Below are 19666 nucleotides of genomic sequence, written 5' to 3' on the forward strand. Positions count from 1 at the left end.
ATTGGCCGCTCTTCGGAGCGGTCTTTTTTATGGGCCTCTCCCCCGCTTGGTCACGAAACCCCTTCCTTATATAAGGCGCAAAAAAATCCGGAGCCTGGGCTCCGGATTGGGTCATTGCCTCTATAGGGGGTTGCCCCCTCACAAGGTCATCAGTAATTGCATACCAGCTTCCAGCTGCCATCGCCCGCCTTGGGCTCGCTGCTGGTCCACCAGTTGGCCTGCCAGACTGCCTTGCCGTTGGTCATGCGATCGTTGCCATTGGCGTGATCCCCGCGCGGCCAGCTCGGGTAGGCCGGATAGGCCGACGGATCCACGCTCTGGCTGGTGCAGCTGGTGCCGCCACTGCCGCCATCACCCCCACTGCTGCCCCCCAGCACCGCCTCGGCCAGGGCCGGGAAGTCGGACTTCAGGCCTATGGTCTGGCTGCCGGCAATCAGGCGCATGCCGCTCGGCACGCCGGCGGCCGGCAGGTAGTAGGTCATGGCCACTTCCACGTCGGTACCCGGCGTCCAGGCCTTCCAGGCCGGCAGCGTCAGGGCCACCTTGTGGAAGTCCTTCTCGCTCGCGATGCCGTCGGAGTTCTGGTTGCCGCCGCTCTCCACTACTTTCAGCCCCATGCCGCTCTGGTCGGTGATGGTGTCAGAGGTGGAGGTGGGCATCAGGAACTCGATGCGGGTGCCGCCCGGTATGGTCTGGGTCGACTTGTTCGTCAGCTTGAGAGTGGGGTTGATCGGGTAGTTGGAGTCCCCCTCCTTGAAGCCCGAGAGGCTCACGCCTATGTCGAGCTGGGCGGCCGGGGCCGGCAGATCGTTCTGCTTCAGGCTGGCCTTGCTCGCCTTGCTGAACTTGTCGTAAGCCAGGCTGGTGAGGGTGCTGCCCATCACGTACTCGTTCTTGGCAGCGTCGAAGTCGTAGTCCCCCGCCATCTCCCAGAACATGACACCACCCAGGCCGCGATTGACTATGTAGTCGAGCTTGTGACCCATGGACTCTTCATCTTCGGTGGAGAGGAACACCTTCTTCTCTTCGTTCCACAGCCAGGGCGCATGGGCCTTGTCATCGTAGTAACGGACGTACTTGCCCTGTATCACGTGGGCAGGGTTGTTGGGATCCAGACCCCAGGCCTGGCCGTAGCTCGGCAGTGTGGTGATGCCGAGGCTGGCCGCGTGCTCCAGGTTCTTGGCGTGCCACATGGGCACGGCGCCGCCGCCTATCTCCTTGCCGTTCTTGTCAAGGTCATGCCAGATGTTGTCGATGCCGACCGCCCCGTTGCCGCAGGGGACTGTGCTGCCCCCCGTGCCCGGCTGACAGGCGCTCTGGCTCGGCAGCGCCGCCTTGCCCCCCAGGCCGTGGGTACCACCGGTCACCCCCTGCCAACCACGGGTGTAATAGGGCACCCCTATGTTGATCTTGCCCGCCGCCAGGGCGCCGCGGAAGTAGTGGGCCGCCCAGGCGGAGTTGAGATAACCGATGCCGCCAAACTGGGCCTGGGTGTAGACACCCCACTGGGCCAGCTCGGGATCCGCCTTGTTGTCGAACAGGGCTGCGTTGTGGCCGACGAAGTGGTTCCAGGCACCGTGGAAGTCGTAGGTCATCAGGTTGACGTAATCCAGATACTGGGTGACCTGGAAGTTCTCCATGCCGCGCAGCAGGTAGGCCGAGGCCGGCGAGGCAATGGTCAGCATGTACTTGCGACCGTCCTCGGTCCCGGCGCTGTCGAGCTTGTTGCGCAGGGTCTTCATCAGCACTTCATAGTTCGCAAAGAGCTTGCCGCGACACTGGTTGGAGAGCGGGAAGTCGTTCGGGTTGCCCGCATCCTTCATGGAGGTGGGGTACTCGTAGTCGATATCCACCCCATCGAAGCCGTACTGGCGGATGAAGCCCACCGCCGAGTCGGCGAAGGCGTTGATGCCGGCGGTGTTGACCGAGCAGTCGCCCTTGGTGGTGGCGGTGTAGAAGCCGCGGGTATCGGCCCAGCCACCCACGGAGATCAGGGTCTTCACGTCCGGATACTGCTTCTTGTATTTCGACAGCAGGTTGAAGTGGCCCTGATAGGCGAACTCGGGATCCATTTCGGCGCCCGGCACCCCGTCCCAGGTCAGTTTGGTGGCGGCGTCATCCACCTTGATGAGGTGGCTCTGCTCATCCACCGCCGCGAAGGCGTAGTTGATGTGGGTGATCTTGTCCCAGGGGATGTCGCCCACCAGGTAGGAGGGCAGCCCGTTCTTGCCGGTACGCCAGGAGGTGAAATAGCCGATGACGCGGCGGCCATGGTCATCCCCCATGCACTCGCTGCCATCGGCGCGATAGATCTGGCGCACGTCGCAGGAGAGGTTGCCACCGGTGGGGGGCAGCGCAGCCTCTTCCACCTGGACATCGACCTGGGCCGATTCGCCGACCAGGTTCTCCTTGTCGGTCGCCACCAGCTTGAGACCGGCCAGCCCCTTGCTCTGGGGTGTCCAGCTCAGCTGCCAGGGGGCGCTGCTGTCTTCGCCCACTTTCTTGCCATCGACGAACAGCTCGACCTTGGCGACGTCGTCATTGGCGTCGGTGACATTGCCGGTCACGGTGAGGGCGCGGCCCAGGGTCACCTTGGCCCCGGCGGCGGGGCTGGCGATGCTCGCCCTGGGGGCCTCTGGCGCCACCACGGCGGCGACCTTGAAGCTCGAATCCGCCTCGCTCAGCACCTTGCCGTCTTTATCCAGCGCCCGGGCCTTGAGGGCGTGATTGCCAACGCCGGCGGCAGGCCAGCTGGCACTCCAGGGGGAGGCCGTGGCCGTGGCGACCAGGGTGCCGTCGATCAGGTACTCCACCTTGGCCAGCGCCGTGACCGGGCCGCTCAGGGTCACCGCTAGGGCCAGGCTGGCCCCTTCGCTGACGCTGCTGCCCACGGCAGGGGAGCCGATGGCAACGACCAGAGCAGGCGGCGGCACCTCACCGCCATAGAGCTTCCAGGCATCGGCCCAGACGGTACCGACCCCGGGGGCATAGTGGTAGGGCGAGGCGCCGCACCAGCCGGAGTAAGGGAATTCCTTGCATTCATAGAGGGCACCGGCGTTGCTGACGATGTCGCCAGCCTTGTAGGCAGTGCCTGCCTGATAGGCGGGGTAAGCGGCCTGCGCCCAGGCAGGGACGGCCGCAAGGGCGACCAGCATGGCGAGCCTGCTGGGCCTCAAGATCTGTTGCATATTGTTATCTTCCTTGTTTTGTCTTGGCTTCAACACCGGGAAAAGCGCAATCGCAACAGGGAACAAGGGAGCGACAACAGGCCATGGACGGGCCACAAACCCTCAAGTCACCCCGGGTAACCCCGCAGTCTGGCCCGGGTGAGACAGATCGGAGGCTTTGCGTCCCGGCATCACTGCCGGTTTGCCCTTTGCCTGGGTTCCGTGAGGAACGGCTCGAGTATAGGAAGCAAGTGGCGGCCGCTCAATCTTTATTCTCTAAGGAAAATATGTGAATGCCGGTCAGCTCACACTTCCCCTCCATCGGCCAACTAACTATTAAGTCATTAATATCAATCTGTTAGCCACGTCAAAAAAACGGACTCAGCCTCTTTTGTCTCCCCATAATGTGCGTTGCCTCACTGGTCAGAGCTGCCAGAAATGTGACAATGCGCGCCCTTGGCCAAAGCGCCAAGGCTATGGAAACACTGGCAAAAATAAAAAAAGGAATACCCATGAAAGGAAGACCTACCCTGCTGTCCCTGGCCGTGGGGCTCGCCCTCGCGTCCCCGTCTCTCCATGCCGCCGGCTTCAGTTGCCCGGCCGACAGCGCCCTCACCCCCATCCCCGCCATCCAGGGCAGCGGCGACAAGAGCCCGCTCGTCCCGGACGATCAGTTCGAAAGCCCCCAGAGCGTCTCGGTCAAGGCGGTAGTCTCGGGTCTGGGGGAGAGCCTCAACAAGGGCTTCTATCTGCAGGATCTGCAGGGGGATGGCAATCCCCAGAGCTCGGATGGCATCTTCGTCTACCTCAACGACAAGCAATTCGCGACCAAGTACCCGGACATCCAGCCGGGTGCCCTGATCTGCCTGGAGGCCAAGGTCGAGGAGTATCATGGTCACACCCAGCTCAAGCCCCTGTTTGACGGCAGCGCCCCGCGTCTGGCGGTGCTGGCCCAGGGCGATGCCCCGGCCGCCACGGCGCTGCGGGTGCTGGAGGGGGAAACCCTGGCCCGGGCACTGGAGCGTCACGAGGGGATGCGGGTGCGCCTCGATGGGGAGAGCGCCCTCAAGGTAAGCCGCAACTTCAGCTACGACTACGCCGCCAAGCGCAACAACCTGGTGCTCGCCCACGGTGCCCCGCTGATGAAGCCGACCCAGCTCCATGTGGCGGGCAGCCCAGAAGCCGTGGCGCTGGCCGAGGCCAACGCGGGCAACCGCGTCTTCCTCGAGTCGGACTTCAAGGCCGCCAACGGCAAGCTGCCCTGGTTGCCGGCCTGGGAGCCGGAGCAGGGTTACCTGCGCATCGGCGATGCCCCGGTCAACCTGGAAGCCATGGTGGGTTACAGCTATGACGAGTACCGGCTGATAGTGCCCAAGGATCAGCGCATCACGGCGGGGGATCTGCTGCGCACCGATGAGAACGACCGCCAGGGCTCACCGGCCCGCGCCAATGGCACCGACCTGCGCATCGGCAGCTTCAACGTACTCAACTACTTCACCAGCCACTCCAGCGTGGGGGGCGCCCTCAACGTGCTCTGTGCGGATCAGGCGGATGCGGACAGCGCCAAGGGCTGCAACCGCGGCGCCAAGAGCCTGGAGGAGTTCCAGCTGCAGCGCACCAAGATCGTCAACGCCATCAACGAGATGGACGCCGACCTGCTCGGCCTGATGGAGATGGAGAACAACGGCTTCGACGAGCACGCCGCCATCAGCGATCTGGTGCAGAGCCTCAACGCCCGGCAGAAAGAGGCGAGCAAGCAGTACGCCTTCGTCAGCCTGCCCAAGGCCCTGCTCACCCAGGAGCGCTTCTTTGGCGGCGACGCCATCATGGTGGCCATGATCTATCGCCCCGCCCTGCTCACCCCGAGCGGGGATGCCGAGGTCATTCGTCTGCCCCAGCAGCGCTACATCACGGGCGGCGTCGCCAGAAGCGCAGGTCAGCGGGACTCCCTGGTGCAGCGCTTCGGGGTGGCGGGCAGCGACGAGCCCCTGACGCTGGTGGTCAACCACCTGAAATCCAAGGGATCCGGCTGCTATGAGAACGGCGATGGCAAGACCGAGCCTGCGGATCTGCAGGGCAAGTGCACCGAGTTCAGGGTCAGTGCCGCCAAGGTGCTGGGGGACGCGGTGAGCAAGATGCCGGGTCAGGTGCTGCTGGTGGGGGACTTCAACTCTTACGCCAAGGAGGACCCGATCAGGGTGCTCACCGACTACGATCCGGCCAAGGCGGATCGCCAGATCCGCTCCGCCTCCCACACCTTGATCGGCGAGCAGCCCTATGAGCAGATGGGCCGCGCGGTGGGCAAGGGTTACGGACTGGTGGATCTGAACGTCAAGTTCAACCAGGAGAAGGCCATCTCCTACAGCTACGAGGCCGAGCTTGGCACCCTGGATTACGCCCTCGCCAACCCGGCGCTGGCGAGCAAGGTGGTGGCGGTAGCCGACTGGCACATCAACTCTTTCGAGAGCGACCTGTTCGAATATGGCAGCGCCTTCACCGGCGAGCTGATCAAGTCGGACAACCCCTTCAGCGCCTCGGACCACGACCCCATCATCGTCGACCTCAAGCTCAACGAGCAGAGCAAGGGCGGTGGCGGGGCCATGGGGGCCCTGCTGCTGGCACTGCTGCCCCTGGCCTGGCGCCGTCGGCACACCTCATGATCCGCGCTGAATAACGCAAAAAGCCCGCGACAGTCGCGGGCTTTCTCATTTAGATCATTTGATTTGTAAATGAAGAGGCACTAGTCATGAAAAAAACAAATGCCTGAACAAACAAAAAGGCCACCGCGATGCGGTGGCCTTTTACTGTTTGGTGGAGCTACGCGGGATCGAACCGCGGACCTCTTGCATGCCATGCAAGCGCTCTCCCAGCTGAGCTATAACCCCAAATTTTACTCTTTGAACAACCGGTTCTGGCGGCCGGCTGCCTTACTGCTAAATAGTGGTGGAGCTACGCGGGATCGAACCGCGGACCTCTTGCATGCCATGCAAGCGCTCTCCCAGCTGAGCTATAACCCCGAAATCTTTACTCTTTAGACAATCGGCTCTGGTGTCCGTTTGCCTTACTGCTAAATAGTGGTGGAGCTACGCGGGATCGAACCGCGGACCTCTTGCATGCCATGCAAGCGCTCTCCCAGCTGAGCTATAACCCCACAAAGGTCGGCCTGGGTGATACACACCGCACTGCCCTGGGTATTCATCTTCACAATCAGGAACCTGGTGGAGCTACGCGGGATCGAACCGCGGACCTCTTGCATGCCATGCAAGCGCTCTCCCAGCTGAGCTATAACCCCTTGGATTCCAGATTGTTCGAGGAGAATTTGGTGGAGCTACGCGGGATCGAACCGCGGACCTCTTGCATGCCATGCAAGCGCTCTCCCAGCTGAGCTATAACCCCAACTCACCTCGGCGCTACCAAAGTTATCTCTGGCAACGGAGGCGCATGATAGGCATCACCCGCTTTGCTGTCAACCCAAAATTTTCGCCTGTTGGAGCGTTTAGTCAAAATTCAGGCAGTTAGCTGTTTTTACCGCCAACCTCGTCGCTATGTCGCTGTTTTACGTCGCAAATCCGCTTGAGGCCAAAATGCAAAGGGCCCCCGTCAGGGAGCCCTTTTTCAAGCAATGGCAGGGGCTTATTCGGCCGCCATGCGCGCTTCGATATAGGCCAGGGCGCGATCGATGCGGGCCAGCACCCGCTCCTTGCCCACCAGCGCCATCACGGCGTCGGCGATGCCAGGGGAGATTGGCCCAGACCGGTATTACTCGGCTGCCATGCGCGCTTCGATATAGGCCAGGGCGCGGTCGATGCGGGCCAGCACACGCTCCTTGCCCACCAGCGCCATCACGGCATCGATGGCCGGGGATTGGCCCAGACCGGTGACGGCCACGCGCAGCGGCATGCCGACCTTGCCCATGCCCTGACCCAGCTCGGCGGCAGTGGCTTCGATCAGCTCGTGCAGCGCTTCGGTGGTCCAGCTATCCAGGGCAGCCAGCTTGGCCTTGGCCAGAGCCAGCGGCTCGGCAGCCACGCCGCGCAAGTGCTTCTTGGCGGCCGCTTCGTCGATGGCTTCGTACTCTTCGAACAGATAGCGGCTCTGGGCGGCCATCTCGACCAGGGTGTTGCAGCGCTCGGCCAGCAGGGTGACCACCGCAGGCAACGCCGGGCCCTTGCTGGTGTCGATGTTCTGGGCGGCCATGTGCCATTCCAGGTGCTTGGCGACATAAGCCGGATCCAGGCTGCGCATGTAGTGGTTGTTCAGCCACAGCAGCTTGTCGGTATTGAAGGCGGAGGCGGACTTGGAGATGGCATCCAGGCTGAACAGCTTGATCATCTCGTCCAGGGTGAAGATCTCCTGATCGCCGTGGGACCAGCCCAGACGCACCAGATAGTTCAGCAGCGCTTCCGGCAGGTAGCCGTCGTCGCGGTACTGCATCACAGAAACGGCACCGTGGCGCTTGGACAGCTTGGCGCCGTCGTCACCCAGGATCATGGAGACGTGGGCAAACTCCGGCACAGGCGCGTTCAGCGCCTTGTAGATGTTGATCTGGCGCGGGGTGTTGTTGATGTGGTCTTCACCACGCACCACGTGGGTGATCTCCATGTCCCAGTCATCGACCACCACGCAGAAGTTGTAGGTCGGCGCGCCGTCGGTGCGGCGGATGATCAGATCGTCGAGCTCGGTGTTGGCAAACTCGATGCGGCCACGGACGTGGTCGTCGAACACAACCGAGCCTTCGGTGGGGTTGCGGAAGCGGATCACGTGGGGCGCATCGGCCGGGTGATCGTGGGCGGCATCCCGGCACTTGCCGTCATAGCGGGGCTTCTCGCCGCTCGCCATCTGGCCTTCGCGCAGCGCCTCCAGACGCTCCTTGGAGCAGTAGCACTTGTAGGCACGGCCATCTGCCAGCATCTCGTCGATGATGCCGTTGTAGCGATCGAAGCGTTTGGTCTGGTAGTAGGGGCCCTCATCCCAGTTCAGCTCCAGCCATTCCATGCCCTCAATGATGGCGTCGATCGCCTCCTGAGTGGAACGTTCCAGGTCGGTATCCTCGATACGCAGCACGAACTCACCGCCCTGGTTCTTTGCAAACAACCAGGAATAGAGTGCGGTACGGGCACCGCCGACATGCAAAAAGCCGGTCGGGCTGGGAGCAAAACGGGTTTTGACTTTCATCTTTAAGCCTTGTGTAGAGGGCCTTGGGCCAATTCGTTAAAAAAACCGTCGCATTTTAGCACTCAGAATCACGGATGGGAAAACCATGCAATAGCCGGGGCCTAAACAGGTCTTGATTTGGTCGTGGCGCCGTTCTTTGAGGGGGATCGCAGAACCTCCCCTCATTTTCAGCTTTGCTGATCAACATTGCTGGAGGAATCTCCCGCCATGCCGATAATTCATACAACTTTCTACTCACAAGGAACACGAGATGCAGTTTCGCTCTATCCAGAATCGCATCCTGGTACTGGCGGGGGTCGCCATGACCACGGCCCTGGTCATCCTGATCCTGCTCAACCAATACTCGAGCAAGCAGACCCAGCAACTGACCATCAGTTCCAGTCGCGCGGCCCTGCAGCAGGAGGCGTGGCAGAAGGTAAGTGCCAACGCCCGCGCCGAGGCCGCCACCATCACCCAGTTGCTGCAAAAAGGGCTCTCCTATACCCAGCAGATGGCCAGCGTCTTCGCCCTGCAGCAGGAGGGCAAGCTGCCGCTGGATCGCCAGCAGGCCACCGACCTGCTCAAGGCGCAGCTCGGCCTGGAGCCGCAACTCTATGGCGCCTTCGCCGGCTTCGAGCCCAACGGCTTCGACGGCCAGGACAGCACCTTCGCAGGCCAGAGCGCCCTTGGCAGCGATAACAAGGGGCGCTTCGTCCCCTACTTCTATCGCGACAAGGAGAAGATTGGCTCGGATCTGCTGCTCTCCATCGAGAAGAGCGACGCGGACGAATTCGGCAATCCGGCCAACGACTACTACGCCTGCCCGAAACGGGAGGGACGCTCCTGCCTCATCGATCCCTTCAAGGTGGACATCAACGGCCAGCAGGTGCTGGTGAGCACCATCACCACCCCCATACTGGTGGGTGGCCAGTTCAAGGGGGTCGCGGCCCTGGATCTGGCGGTGGACTCCATCAGCCGCCAGGCCCAGTCCCTCAACAGCAACATCTATGACGGCAAGGGAGAGACCCTGATCGTCAGCGCCGCCGGCGTCATCACCGGCACCAGTGGCGACGCCAGCCTGCTCGGCAGCCGCGCCGACAAGCTGCTGGGCGACGGCTGGCAGCAATACCTCAAACCCGAGCTGCAACGCCAGGAGCTCGACGAGGCGTTTCGCATCTCTGTGCCCATCATGGTGCCAGGCATGGCCCGCAACTGGGCCATCATTGTCACCCTGCCCTACCAGGTAGTGCTGGCGGGGGCCGACGAGCTGGAGAGCCAGCTCACCGAGATGAACCGGGCCGCCATGACCCAGCAGCTCATCGGTGCCCTCATCGTGCTGGCGCTGGCCCTGGCCACCATGCTGGCGATCGCCCGCAGCATCACGGGCCCCATCCGCCAGATGGTCAGCCTGGTGGATGACATCGCCGATGGCGAGGGGGATCTCACCAAGCGCCTGAACACCCGTGCCCAGGACGAGCTGGGGGCACTGGCCCGCGGCATCAACCGCTTCATCGACAAGTTGCAGGTGCTGCTCGGTGACGTACAGAAAACCGCCAGCGAGGTCCATCGCCACGCCGGGGATACCGACCGCATCGCCGGCCAGACCGACAGCAACCTGCAGCATCACCAGGCGGAGATGGAGCAGATGCTGACCGCGGTGCAGGAGATGTCCTACGTCAGCCAGGAGGTGGCCACCCACGCCAACAACACCGCCGACTCGGCCAAGCAGGCACAGGGCGCGGCGGATCAGGGCAAGGTACGCTTCCAGCAGGTGATCCAGTCCATGCACAAGGTGGCGGCCGAGGCGGGCAAGGGGGCCGAGGTGGTCGAGGGGCTGGCCCACGACAGCGAGCAGATAACCAGCATCCTCACCGTCATTCAGGGCATCGCCGATCAGACCAACCTGCTGGCGCTGAACGCCGCCATCGAGGCGGCCCGGGCCGGCGAGCAGGGGCGCGGCTTTGCGGTGGTGGCCGACGAGGTGCGCAAGCTGGCGGGCAACACCCAACAGGCGGTGCAAAACACCCAGGAGCTGATCGAGAAGATCCGCCACAGCTCGGCAAACGCGGTCAACGCCATCCAGCAGAGCCAGCAGTTGACCCATCAGGCGGTGGGCGAGGCCGATCTGGCGGAGGCGGCCCTCGACAGTATCTTCCAGGCCATCGCCACCATCAACGACATGACCTATCAGATAGCCTCCGCCGCCGAGGAGCAGAGCTCGGTTTCCGAGACGGTCTCAGGCAACCTGTCAAAAACCAACGCACTGGCCAACGACATAGCCCAGGATGCCACCAATACGGCGAAAGCCAGCCAGGCCTTGCGCCAGGCGGCCGAACGTTTGCAGCAGTTGCTGGGGCAATTTCGTCTCAGCTGATAATTTTCATGCTCAGGACTCTCCCCCTCGGGGGCGAGTCCGTTTACCATAGGCGCTATATTTGCCTGATGGCAGGCAATGTAGTGAGAGGTAAATGCCGTGCCCACCCCGGACCGTCGCCCACGTGGCCATAACAGACGAGCCCAGCAGCGTCGCCAAGACGAATCACAAGGAACCCTGCTCCATCGTATCAATGCCGCTACCCTGCCCCTGCGTCAACGCCTTGGCCAGGGATTGAGCGGCCTTGGTCAGCGCAACAAGGAGCCGAAGACGGCTTCATTCAAGCTGGCGAGCCCGCTGCCGCGCAAGCACACCATAGGCCTGCTGGTGCTGGTGCCTCTCTGGCTGTTGCTGCTGGCCTGGGAACCCGCCCCCGCCGCCCCCAAGGCGGCGCCTTCCGGTTCGCTCGCCGTGCCGCTGGCCGTGCCGACCCAGGCGCTGACCGTGGGCAACGGGGCCGCAAGCAGTGCGCCGGCCGCGGCCAAACCGGTCGAGGAGAAAGTCGATGGCACCTGGCTGCAACACGAGGTGCAGGCTGGCGAGACCCTCTACTCCATCTGGCGCAAGTTTGAACTGCCCGGGGCCGAGCTGAGCCGCCTGATCGCCATAGAGGGGCCAGACAGGCCGCTGACCAGGCTGCAATCGGGCAAGTCGGTGTTCATCCTGGTGGACACAGGCCGCCGCATCCAGCGCGTCGAGATCCGCTCCTTCGGTCAGGCAAACTACCGCTACGACCGACAGGGTGAAGGGTTCGCCCTCAAGGAGTGATGAAACGGGAGGCCATGGCCTCCCGTTTTTTTGAGCAAAAGCATGAAACAAGCCGCTGACTTCCCAATACTTTTAGCTCGCTCAAAAAATGAAAAGTGCCAAATTGACAAGGGATCGGGCTCCAGTACAATCGATTGTGCTTTAGACAGGGATTGTACTGCATGCCACTGGAACAAATTGACGTAGTCAGTCATGGGTAGGCCCCTGCATTCTAGGCAAATGCTGCCCAACAAGGCGTTAGTTTCATTTTGTTATAGATAGGACTTACCACATGTCTGACATTCGCACCGGCCAAGTAAAATGGTTCAACGAAACCAAGGGTTTTGGCTTCATCGAGCAATCCCAGGGACCGGACGTTTTCGTTCACTTCTCCTCCATCCAGAGCACTGGTTTCAAGACCCTGGCTGAAGGTCAAAAAGTCCAGTTCACCGTGACCCAGGGCAAGAAAGGCCCGCAGGCTGAGAACGTGACTCTGCTCTAAGCCGCACCCGTGAACTCGCAGGAGGAGCCAAGGCCCCTCCTATTTTTTTGCCTGCCATTCCCCGCCCCGTAACAGGCGAGCTCTTCGCCGCCCTGACCTGCCTCTCCCAAGCCGCCTACGCTCAGCTGCCGCCGCCATAGTCCATGGACCGAGGGCAATGACGGGAAACCGGCACAGGTGCTGACAAGCGGATATGGCAAAGCATCGCGGCGCGATACGGAATCTATTCGAATGGGGATAAGAAAAAGAATGAACGACTAGGACTACGAAGAGAGATTGGAGCGGGAAACGAGACTCGAACTCGCGACCCCAGCCTTGGCAAGCGTGGATCATGCTCTACCAACTGGATGTGGCAGTGATTGTGCTGAGAAACTGGATTCGTGAACTTGGAGGAGAGAGATTGAATTCGAAGGACTCGAAGAGAGATTGGAGCGGGAAACGAGACTCGAACTCGCGACCCCGACCTTGGCAAGGTCGTGCTCTACCAACTGAGCTATTCCCGCAACAGGATGTCTTCTGCAAGTGATTGGAGCGGGAAACGAGACTCGAACTCGCGACCCCGACCTTGGCAAGGTCGTGCTCTACCAACTGAGCTATTCCCGCATCGGAATAATCATCTGCAGTAGCTTACTGATACGTATTGGAGCGGGAAACGAGACTCGAACTCGCGACCCCGACCTTGGCAAGGTCGTGCTCTACCAACTGAGCTATTCCCGCTACATGTGTCTTGAGGCTGTGCTGATGATTGGAGCGGGAAACGAGACTCGAACTCGCGACCCCGACCTTGGCAAGGTCGTGCTCTACCAACTGAGCTATTCCCGCATCGGAATATCATCTGCAGTAGCTTACTAATACGTATTGGAGCGGGAAACGAGACTCGAACTCGCGACCCCGACCTTGGCAAGGTCGTGCTCTACCAACTGAGCTATTCCCGCTACATGTGTCTTGAGGCTGTGCTGATGATTGGAGCGGGAAACGAGACTCGAACTCGCGACCCCGACCTTGGCAAGGTCGTGCTCTACCAACTGAGCTATTCCCGCATCGGAATATCATCTGCAAACTTTTGGAGCGGGAAACGAGACTCGAACTCGCGACCCCGACCTTGGCAAGGTCGTGCTCTACCAACTGAGCTATTCCCGCAACTGCCTTAAAACGGCCGTACAGCATTTGGTTGCTTGCGCTACTGTACGGGAGCCGAATTATAAGAGCAGTCATTCCAATTGCAAGGGCTTTTTTGTCACTGTGCAGCCGTTCGCTCAAAAGCTGGCCGAACTGCCGATTTTAGCAACCGAGCGACGGCAACCCCTTGCCGGGGACTCAGATTTTGAAGACGTGGCTGCGGTAGAACTGCAGTTCGGCGATGGACTCGCGGATGTCGTCCAGCGCCTGGTGGGAACCGCTCTTGGTGAACTTTTCCAGCAGCTCCGGCTGCCAGCGGCGCACCAGCTCCTTGATGGTGCTGACGTCGACGTTGCGGTAGTGGAAGAAGGCCTCCAGCTCGCTCATGTGCTTGACCATGAAGCGGCGATCCTGGCCTATGCTGTTGCCGCACAGGGGGCTGGTGCGCTCGGGCACCCACTGGCGGATGAAGTCGAGGGTCTCGGCCACGGCGCGGGCTTCGTCGTGCTCGCTCGCCTTGACCCGGGCCACCAGCCCGCTCTTGGTGTGGGTGTTGACGTTCCAGTCGTCCATCTTGGCCAGCTCTTCATCGCTCTGGTGAATGGCGATGACGGGCCCCTGTGCCAGCACGTTCAGATCCTTGTCGGTGATGATGGTGGCAATCTCCAGAACCACGTTCTCTTCGGGGTCCAGCCCCGTCATCTCCATGTCGATCCATACCAGGTTCTGCGCGCTGACTGTCATGATTGCTCTCTCTATTGGGAGGAATGGCGGAATTTTGCCAATTTGCATGTATCATACTGGCTTTGGATCTGTTCATAAACTGGCGAATCGAGTGGCAAAGAAAGCAAAACTCAATCTGGGTCAACAGAGGCGCGTTCAGGCCAACCGCGAGCGGCGGCTGCAAAAAGATCACACCACAGTGGTGGATGACACCCTGTTCGGCCCGGCCATCGAAGGGGTGGTGATCAGCCGCTTCGGCCAGCACGCGGACGTGGAAGCCGTCGACGGCACCATACACCGCAGCAACCTGCGTCGCAGCAGCATCAACAGCCTGGTGTGCGGTGACAAGGTGGTCTGGCGTCCCGGCCTCAATGCCGCGACCGCCGGGGTCATCGAGGCGGTGCATCCCCGTCACTCCGTATTGACCCGGCCGGACTTCTACGACGGGGTCAAACCCATCGCCGCCAACATAGACCAGATAGTCATCGTCTCGGCGGTGATGCCCGAGTTCTCCACCAACATCGTCGACCGCTATCTGGTGGCCGCCGAGGATGTGGAAATAGCCCCCCTCATAGTGCTGAACAAGGTCGACATGCTGGACGAGGCGGCCCGCACCCGGGTCGAGGGCCAGCTCGCCGCCTACCGCAAGCTCGGCTACCCGGTGATCCTGGTGAGCTGCGAGAGCGGCGAGGGGCTGGATGCGCTCAAGGCCGCACTGACCGACAAGATCAGCATCTTCGTCGGCCAGTCCGGGGTGGGCAAGTCGTCCCTGACCAACGCCCTGATGCCAGGGCTCGGCGTACTCACCGGCGAGATCTCCGAAAACTCGGGGCTGGGTACCCACACCACCACCACGGCGCGGCTCTATCACTTCCCGAGCGGCGGCGATCTCATCGACTCCCCCGGTATCCGCGAGTTCGCTCTCTGGCACCTGGAGGCCGATCGCATCACCTGGTGTTTCGTGGAGTTTCGCGACTACCTCGGCAGTTGCAAGTTCCGTGACTGCACCCACAAGGACGATCCCGGCTGCGCCCTGCGGGCGGCGGTCAGCAGTGGCGCCATCAGTCCTGACCGCTTCCACAACTATCACCGCATCCTGGAAACCATGCAGGAAGCCCGCCACGGTCGGCAACAAGCCCGGCTGTGACCCAATCAACCTCCCTCTTTTTAGAAAGAGCAGATGAAGATCATGAGCATCACTGACAACCTGAAAATTGCCGGTCAATACTGCCTGCCCAAACACGCCCTCTCCCGCCTGGTTGGCAAGCTTGCCGCCGCCGAGGCTGGCAACCTCACCACCCGGGTGATCGAGGCCTTTATCAAGCAGTACGGCGTCGACATGAGCGAGGCTCTGCACGAAGATCCGGCCCACTACGCGAGCTTCAACGCCTTCTTCACCCGCGAGCTCAAGCCGGGGATCCGTCCGCTGGTCGAAGATGCCATGACCCTGGCCCTGCCGGTGGACGGCACCGTCAGCCAGCTCGGCCCCATCCATCAGGGCCGGATCATCCAGGCCAAGGGCCACGACTACAGCGCCCGCGAGCTGCTGGGCGGCTTCGAGGATCTGGTGGCGCCGTTCAAGGATGGCGACTTTGCCACCATCTATCTGGCGCCCAAGGATTACCATCGCATCCACATGCCGCTGGACGGCGTGCTGGAGAGCATGGTGTTCGTGCCGGGGGATCTCTTCTCCGTCAACCCGCTCACTGCCGAAAACGTGCCCAACCTCTTTGCCCGCAACGAGCGGGTGGTCGCCACCTTCCGCACCCCCCACGGCCCCATGGCGCTGGTGCTGGTTGGTGCCACTATCGTCGCCAGCATCGAGACCATCTGGGCGGGCAACATAGCGCCGACCAAGCAGAAGGAAGTGGTGCGCTGGGATTACACCGGCGACGAAGCCATCACCTTGCAAAAAGGCGCCGAGATGGGGCTGTTCAAGCTCGGCAGCACAGTCGTCTGCCTGTTTGGCCCCGGCATGCTGGCCGGTTTCGAACCCCATCTGGCCAACGGTGTCACCACCCGCATGGGCCAGCCCTTTGCCAAGCTGGCGGACCAGGCATGAGTGACCAGTCCAAGCCTGCGCAGCCGGGCGCCTCGCAGAAAAACAATCCGCTGCACGGACTGACCCTGGAGGCGATCGTCACCGCCCTGGTCGAGCAATACGGCTGGGAAGCCCTGGGGCAGCAGATCAACATCCGCTGCTTCACCGAGGATCCCAGCGTCAAATCGAGCCTGAAGTTCCTGCGCAAGACCCCCTGGGCGCGAGAGAAGGTAGAGAGTCTCTATCTCTACGTTCAGCGCAAACAGGCCAAACAGAAGGAAGACCCCAGTGGCGTTTAAGATTACCTACACCTACAAGAAGCAGGCCAAAGAGATAGGCTACGCCAACGACAAGTTCAACAGCATCTACGACGCCATCGCCGCGGCCGAGGGGCTGGATCTCTCCAGCTTCCACGCCATGGAGGCCCAGCTGGCCCAGGTGTGCCGCCGCGACAAGAAGAGCGTGAAGGACTACAGAGAGAACTACTTCAAGGAGCTGGGCTTCTCCAACGTCGTGATCGAACGGGATACTCTCGAAGACAAGCAGGAGTAAGCATGCGAACCCTGACTCTGATGGCCGCCTCCCTGCTGCTGGCGGCCTGCAGCACCCAGCCTTCCCAGCTGGTCGGCAACGATCAGGATGCCCACGGCTGCCGTGCCAGCGCCGGTTACCAGTGGTCCCCCCTGCTCGGCCAGTGCGTGCGCCTGTTCGAGCAGGCGGTGCGCCTGCAATCCCTCGAGGCCACCGAGACCGGCAGCGCCTTCGTGCTGTTCAACGCCGATCAGAGCAAGGCCGAGCTGACCCTGCCAAGCGGCGAGCGGCTCCCTCTTGAGCGCCAGGGCGAGGAAGGGAACTGGTCCTGGCAGGGAGGAGCCTACCAGCTCTTCCCCTGGAAGGGTTATGTGCTCAAGTCCGGCGAGCGGGCGCTGTTTCACGGTGACAGCGCGCTCTAAACGGCAACCGCTGCCAGTACGACAAAACCCCCGGCCCAGCCGGGGGTTTTGTTTTTGGCCCAGAGCCGGTTTGGGTTCAAGGCGCTCGCGACCCAAAACAAAAACCCCGTTGCAGGCAACGGGGTTTTCATGCGGTCCGGCAGGGCAGGCTCAGTTGCCCAGGGTGGCGAACAGACTCTGCTCCAGGCTGCCGCGGGAGACGCAGACAGGCGTGATGGAGGGAGCCAGCACGCGCTCGCCGGAGGACTCGACGAAGTAGAGCTGGGTGTTGCCCTTGACGTTGACGGTCGCCACGCTGTTGTTGCCGCTCTGGGTGATGATCAGGTTGATCTGCAGATTGGGGTTGCCCAGCGCGACCTTGGAACCCATGGTGCCGCAATCCAGCCACTCCAGCCCCTCGGCGGAGTTTTCGACGTTGGCGGTCATCAGACCCGAGCCACGCTGGCTGTTTTCGATGTTCAGACCGTGATCGCCAAACCACTTCTCGGCGCGAGCCCACACCAGATCCACCGGAATTGCCATCTCCTGAGTGTTGTTGGTCGCCTTGGCAACCGGCGGGGTATAGTGGTACTGCTCGCCACCATTGTTGTCACTGGCACAACCCACCATCAACAGGGCCAGGGCGCCCCCCATTATCTTCTTCATGCTGCTTCTCTCGTCCATAAGGCCATAGGCCAACCGGCGGCTATTATGGCGATCACGACACAGACTGTCAGCAGGGATCCACATAAATGGCGGATTCTTAACCCAAGCTTTACAAAACTGACCTGTTATCATAGATTTGCTCGAAGTCTCCTCCGTGAGTGCTCACGTGAATTCTTCGCTCTCCCTGGCGCTGCTGCAGCAGATCATCGACCAGTTACCCATGAATATCTTCTGCCGGGATACGGCCGGACGGTACTTGTTTGCCAACAAGGCTTTTGCCCGGGAGGCAGGGCTGCCACAGCCGAGCGACCTCATCGGCAAGACGGATGCCGAAATGCCCTGGGGCGATCAGTTCCGTGAAGAGGACGGGCGCCTGCTGGCCGAAGGCAAACCCCTGCTGCACCAGCAATTGCACTGCCACGGCGGCGGCGGCGCCAACTGGATGGAGATCCACAAGGTGCCGCTCTATGACGAGCAGGGCGACCCTCTCGCCCTCTTCGCCATGGTCAGCGCCATCGACCAGCGCAAGGAGCTGGAGCAGACCTTCCGCCAGCAGCAGCTGCTGCAACGCCGCTTGCTGGATGCCATCCCGGATCTCATTCGCCTCGAAGATCACCAGGGCGTACTCATCGACTGCAATCAGGCCTTTCTCGACTTCATGGGTCTGACAGCAAGCGACGCTTTGGGTCGGCGAGTGCCCCCCCGTCTGCCCGTCGAACAGACCCTGGGACAGGGGGAATATTGCGTGGTGGATGCCCAGGGCAAGGGCCGCCACCTGGAGGTCACCCGGGTCGAGGTACCGGACGACGAGGGCAACGCCCTCGGCATTCTCACCCTGAGCCGTGACATCACCGGGCTGCGCACCACCCAGGCCCAGCTGCAACAGGAGCAGCACTACGACAGCCTCACCGGCCTGCTCAAGCTCTCCCACTTCCTGCAGACCAGCCGCCACCTCGGTGCCCGCAAGGCCAGCCTGCTGCTGGTGGATCTGCAACATTTTCGCGAGATCAACGATCGCTTCGGCATCCGGGTCGCCGACCGCCTGCTCAGCCAGGTGGCACGCCGCCTGCAACGGCTGGCGCCACCCCAGTCCCTGCTCTGCCGGGTCGCCGCCGATGACTTCGCCCTGCTGCTGCCCGAGCTTCCCCTCTCCCTGGATGAGTGGAGCCGCAACCTGCAACAGGAGCTGATGGCCCCCTACCAGGTCGAGGAGCACAGGATCCAGATCCCGGTCTTCCTCGGCATCGCCCACGGCAAGGCCAAGGAGGCCGAGCGCCTGCTGAGCCACGCGGAGGCCGCCCTGGCCCAGGGCAAGCGCCAGCAGCAGCACTGCACCCTGTTTGACCCCGAGCTGGACGCCAAGCTCAAACGCCGTCAGCTCATCGCAGCCCAGTTGCCGCTGGCCATCAGGTCGGCCGAGCTGACCGCCGTCTACCAGCCCATCATCTGCACCCACAGCAACCGGCTGCACGGGGCTGAGCTGCTCTGCCGCTGGCCTCACCCGGAATTCGGCATGATCTCCCCCGACGAGTTCATCCCCCTGGCGGAAGAGCTGGGCCTCATCGGCCAGCTCGGCCAGCTGATGCTGGAGCTGGGTTGTGCCCAGCTGGCCCGCTGGCAGGTAGCGGCCCCGGATCTGGTGCTCTCCATCAACCTGTCACCGCTGCAGTTCCGCGATCCCGAACTCTGCCCGCAGATCTTCGACTGCATCGAGCGCCACGGGCTGGCCCCCTGGCAGCTGGAGCTGGAGATTACCGAAGGGGTGCTGATGGAGAATGCCGACGAGATAGAGAGCAACCTGGCCTGCCTCATCGAGGCAGGCTTCCAGCTCGCCATCGACGACTTCGGCACAGGTTACTGCTCCCTGGCCTACCTGCCCAGGCTGCAGGTGGCCACCCTCAAGCTCGACAGAAGCTTCACCCAGGGGCTGGCCAGCAACCAGGCTACCACCGCCATAGTGCGCTCCGTCATCGGGCTCGGCCATGAACTCGGCATCAGGATCACCGCCGAAGGGGTGGAAACCGTGGAGCAGCAGGCCTGGCTGGCACAGGCGGGCTGCGATCGCCTGCAGGGTTACCTGTTCAGCCGCCCCCTGCCCCCCGCCGAGTTTGCCCGCATCTACCAGTTGCCCGACTGACTCGCGCACAGCAAAAAGGCCACTTGATGTGGCCTTTTTTATTGTCTGTCGAGGGCATCGGCAGCATCTTCTCGATACGCTGACGAGTACACCTTACTCCTGGA

Annotated in this window: 14 protein-coding genes, 12 tRNA genes, 1 pseudogene and 1 riboswitch; of the genes and pseudogenes, 10 read left to right on the forward strand and 17 right to left on the reverse strand. The window is 62.1% G+C overall.

Annotated elements, in window-relative coordinates; all coding sequences use genetic code 11:
* Positions 1 to 149 precede the first annotated feature (149 nt).
* On the reverse strand, positions 150 to 3188 hold the full coding sequence (locus WIR04_RS16130; RefSeq protein WP_420883429.1) for a glycosyl hydrolase family 18 protein: 3039 nt from the start codon (positions 3186 to 3188) through the stop codon (positions 150 to 152).
* Positions 3189 to 3300: 112 nt separating this feature from the next.
* A riboswitch (cyclic di-GMP riboswitch) is annotated at positions 3301 to 3384 on the reverse strand.
* Positions 3385 to 3679: 295 nt separating this feature from the next.
* Between WIR04_RS16130 and WIR04_RS16135 the strand changes: the two genes are divergently transcribed.
* On the forward strand, positions 3680 to 5827 hold the full coding sequence (locus WIR04_RS16135) for an ExeM/NucH family extracellular endonuclease (protein ID WP_338888262.1): 2148 nt from the start codon (positions 3680 to 3682) through the stop codon (positions 5825 to 5827).
* A gap of 149 nt (positions 5828 to 5976) precedes the next feature.
* Here the strand turns inward: WIR04_RS16135 and WIR04_RS16140 are convergent.
* From WIR04_RS16140 to gltX, 7 genes and pseudogenes are all read right to left on the reverse strand, one after another.
* Positions 5977 to 6052, reverse strand: a tRNA-Ala gene (locus tag WIR04_RS16140).
* Between the two features lie 56 nt (positions 6053 to 6108).
* Positions 6109 to 6184 (reverse strand) — tRNA-Ala (locus WIR04_RS16145).
* A 58-nt stretch (positions 6185 to 6242) separates the two neighbouring features.
* Positions 6243 to 6318 (reverse strand) — tRNA-Ala (locus WIR04_RS16150).
* A 65-nt stretch (positions 6319 to 6383) separates the two neighbouring features.
* Positions 6384 to 6459, reverse strand: a tRNA-Ala gene (locus tag WIR04_RS16155).
* 28 nt (positions 6460 to 6487) lie between these two features.
* Positions 6488 to 6563, reverse strand: a tRNA-Ala gene (locus WIR04_RS16160).
* Positions 6564 to 6800: 237 nt separating this feature from the next.
* Positions 6801 to 6893 (reverse strand): annotated as a pseudogene (locus WIR04_RS20955) (glutamyl-tRNA synthetase); the annotation flags it as partial.
* A gap of 33 nt (positions 6894 to 6926) precedes the next feature.
* The gene (gltX, locus tag WIR04_RS16165; RefSeq protein ID WP_338888264.1) at positions 6927 to 8342 is read right to left on the reverse strand and encodes a glutamate--tRNA ligase; all 1416 of its coding nucleotides are present in this window, start codon (positions 8340 to 8342) and stop codon (positions 6927 to 6929) included.
* 250 nt (positions 8343 to 8592) lie between these two features.
* Between gltX and WIR04_RS16170 the strand changes: the two genes are divergently transcribed.
* From WIR04_RS16170 to WIR04_RS16180, 3 genes are all read left to right on the forward strand, one after another.
* Positions 8593 to 10695 (forward strand): methyl-accepting chemotaxis protein, encoded by a 2103-nt coding sequence (locus tag WIR04_RS16170; RefSeq protein ID WP_338888266.1) that lies wholly within the window; start codon positions 8593 to 8595, stop codon positions 10693 to 10695.
* A gap of 99 nt (positions 10696 to 10794) precedes the next feature.
* Complete coding sequence (locus tag WIR04_RS16175; protein ID WP_025325943.1) at positions 10795 to 11463, forward strand: LysM-like peptidoglycan-binding domain-containing protein; 669 nt, start codon at positions 10795 to 10797, stop codon at positions 11461 to 11463.
* Positions 11464 to 11734: 271 nt separating this feature from the next.
* Positions 11735 to 11944 (forward strand): cold-shock protein, encoded by a 210-nt coding sequence (locus WIR04_RS16180; RefSeq protein ID WP_005327092.1) that lies wholly within the window; start codon positions 11735 to 11737, stop codon positions 11942 to 11944.
* Between the two features lie 427 nt (positions 11945 to 12371).
* Here WIR04_RS16180 and WIR04_RS16185 read toward each other — a convergent pair.
* The 8 genes from WIR04_RS16185 to orn all read right to left on the reverse strand — a co-directional run bounded on the left by WIR04_RS16185 (position 12372) and on the right by orn (position 13807).
* Positions 12372 to 12447, reverse strand: a tRNA-Gly gene (locus WIR04_RS16185).
* 24 nt (positions 12448 to 12471) lie between these two features.
* Positions 12472 to 12547: transfer RNA gene (locus tag WIR04_RS16190), tRNA-Gly, on the reverse strand.
* A gap of 38 nt (positions 12548 to 12585) precedes the next feature.
* Positions 12586 to 12661: transfer RNA gene (locus WIR04_RS16195), tRNA-Gly, on the reverse strand.
* A 29-nt stretch (positions 12662 to 12690) separates the two neighbouring features.
* Positions 12691 to 12766, reverse strand: a tRNA-Gly gene (locus WIR04_RS16200).
* Positions 12767 to 12803: 37 nt separating this feature from the next.
* Positions 12804 to 12879: transfer RNA gene (locus WIR04_RS16205), tRNA-Gly, on the reverse strand.
* A gap of 29 nt (positions 12880 to 12908) precedes the next feature.
* Positions 12909 to 12984, reverse strand: a tRNA-Gly gene (locus WIR04_RS16210).
* A 24-nt stretch (positions 12985 to 13008) separates the two neighbouring features.
* Positions 13009 to 13084 (reverse strand) — tRNA-Gly (locus tag WIR04_RS16215).
* Between the two features lie 177 nt (positions 13085 to 13261).
* Positions 13262 to 13807, reverse strand: coding sequence for an oligoribonuclease (gene orn, locus WIR04_RS16220; RefSeq protein WP_338888270.1), 546 nt, complete (start codon positions 13805 to 13807; stop codon positions 13262 to 13264).
* Between the two features lie 91 nt (positions 13808 to 13898).
* Here orn and rsgA point away from each other — a divergent pair, with 91 nt between their 5' ends.
* Genes rsgA through WIR04_RS16245 form a run of 5 tightly spaced genes read left to right on the forward strand, consistent with a single transcriptional unit; the run spans position 13899 to position 16780 of the window.
* Complete coding sequence (gene rsgA / locus WIR04_RS16225) at positions 13899 to 14933, forward strand: small ribosomal subunit biogenesis GTPase RsgA (RefSeq protein ID WP_041205120.1); 1035 nt, start codon at positions 13899 to 13901, stop codon at positions 14931 to 14933.
* A 42-nt stretch (positions 14934 to 14975) separates the two neighbouring features.
* Complete coding sequence (gene asd, locus WIR04_RS16230) at positions 14976 to 15848, forward strand: archaetidylserine decarboxylase (RefSeq protein WP_106888021.1); 873 nt, start codon at positions 14976 to 14978, stop codon at positions 15846 to 15848.
* A complete protein-coding gene (locus tag WIR04_RS16235; RefSeq protein WP_338888273.1) occupies positions 15845 to 16126 on the forward strand; it encodes a VF530 family protein in 282 nt (93 codons plus the stop codon). Before asd ends, WIR04_RS16235 begins: the two co-directional genes overlap by 4 nt.
* Positions 16116 to 16379: a DUF2960 domain-containing protein gene (locus WIR04_RS16240; RefSeq protein ID WP_025325938.1), complete on the forward strand. Its 264-nt coding sequence runs from the start codon at positions 16116 to 16118 to the stop codon at positions 16377 to 16379. The genes WIR04_RS16235 and WIR04_RS16240 overlap by 11 nt, the downstream gene beginning before the upstream one ends.
* Before the next feature lie 2 nt (positions 16380 to 16381).
* Entirely contained in the window at positions 16382 to 16780 is a 399-nt protein-coding gene (locus WIR04_RS16245) for a hypothetical protein (protein ID WP_338888275.1), read from the forward strand.
* A gap of 150 nt (positions 16781 to 16930) precedes the next feature.
* Here the strand turns inward: WIR04_RS16245 and WIR04_RS16250 are convergent, their stop codons facing one another.
* Positions 16931 to 17425, reverse strand: a complete 495-nt coding sequence (locus tag WIR04_RS16250; RefSeq protein WP_338888277.1) for a hypothetical protein — start codon at positions 17423 to 17425, stop codon at positions 16931 to 16933.
* 166 nt (positions 17426 to 17591) lie between these two features.
* Here WIR04_RS16250 and WIR04_RS16255 point away from each other — a divergent pair, with 166 nt between their 5' ends.
* Positions 17592 to 19562: a putative bifunctional diguanylate cyclase/phosphodiesterase gene (locus tag WIR04_RS16255; protein ID WP_338888279.1), complete on the forward strand. Its 1971-nt coding sequence runs from the start codon at positions 17592 to 17594 to the stop codon at positions 19560 to 19562.
* Positions 19563 to 19666: the final 104 nt, after the last annotated feature.

The sequence above is a fragment of the Aeromonas rivipollensis genome (genome assembly GCF_037811135.1).
Classification (GTDB): domain Bacteria; phylum Pseudomonadota; class Gammaproteobacteria; order Enterobacterales; family Aeromonadaceae; genus Aeromonas; species Aeromonas rivipollensis.

Coding starts and splice junctions, on each gene's coding strand:
- WIR04_RS16180 (WP_005327092.1), top strand. CDS start 11,735: ATGTCTGACATTCGCACCGGCCAAGTAAAATGGTTCAACGAAACCAAG.
- WIR04_RS16170 (WP_338888266.1), top strand. CDS start 8,593: ATGCAGTTTCGCTCTATCCAGAATCGCATCCTGGTACTGGCGGGGGTC.
- WIR04_RS16250 (WP_338888277.1), bottom strand. CDS start 17,425: ATGAAGAAGATAATGGGGGGCGCCCTGGCCCTGTTGATGGTGGGTTGT.
- WIR04_RS16245 (WP_338888275.1), top strand. CDS start 16,382: ATGCGAACCCTGACTCTGATGGCCGCCTCCCTGCTGCTGGCGGCCTGC.
- WIR04_RS16130 (WP_420883429.1), bottom strand. CDS start 3,188: ATGCAACAGATCTTGAGGCCCAGCAGGCTCGCCATGCTGGTCGCCCTT.
- gltX (WP_338888264.1), bottom strand. CDS start 8,342: ATGAAAGTCAAAACCCGTTTTGCTCCCAGCCCGACCGGCTTTTTGCAT.
- asd (WP_106888021.1), top strand. CDS start 14,976: ATGAGCATCACTGACAACCTGAAAATTGCCGGTCAATACTGCCTGCCC.
- WIR04_RS16235 (WP_338888273.1), top strand. CDS start 15,845: ATGAGTGACCAGTCCAAGCCTGCGCAGCCGGGCGCCTCGCAGAAAAAC.
- WIR04_RS16135 (WP_338888262.1), top strand. CDS start 3,680: ATGAAAGGAAGACCTACCCTGCTGTCCCTGGCCGTGGGGCTCGCCCTC.
- orn (WP_338888270.1), bottom strand. CDS start 13,807: ATGACAGTCAGCGCGCAGAACCTGGTATGGATCGACATGGAGATGACG.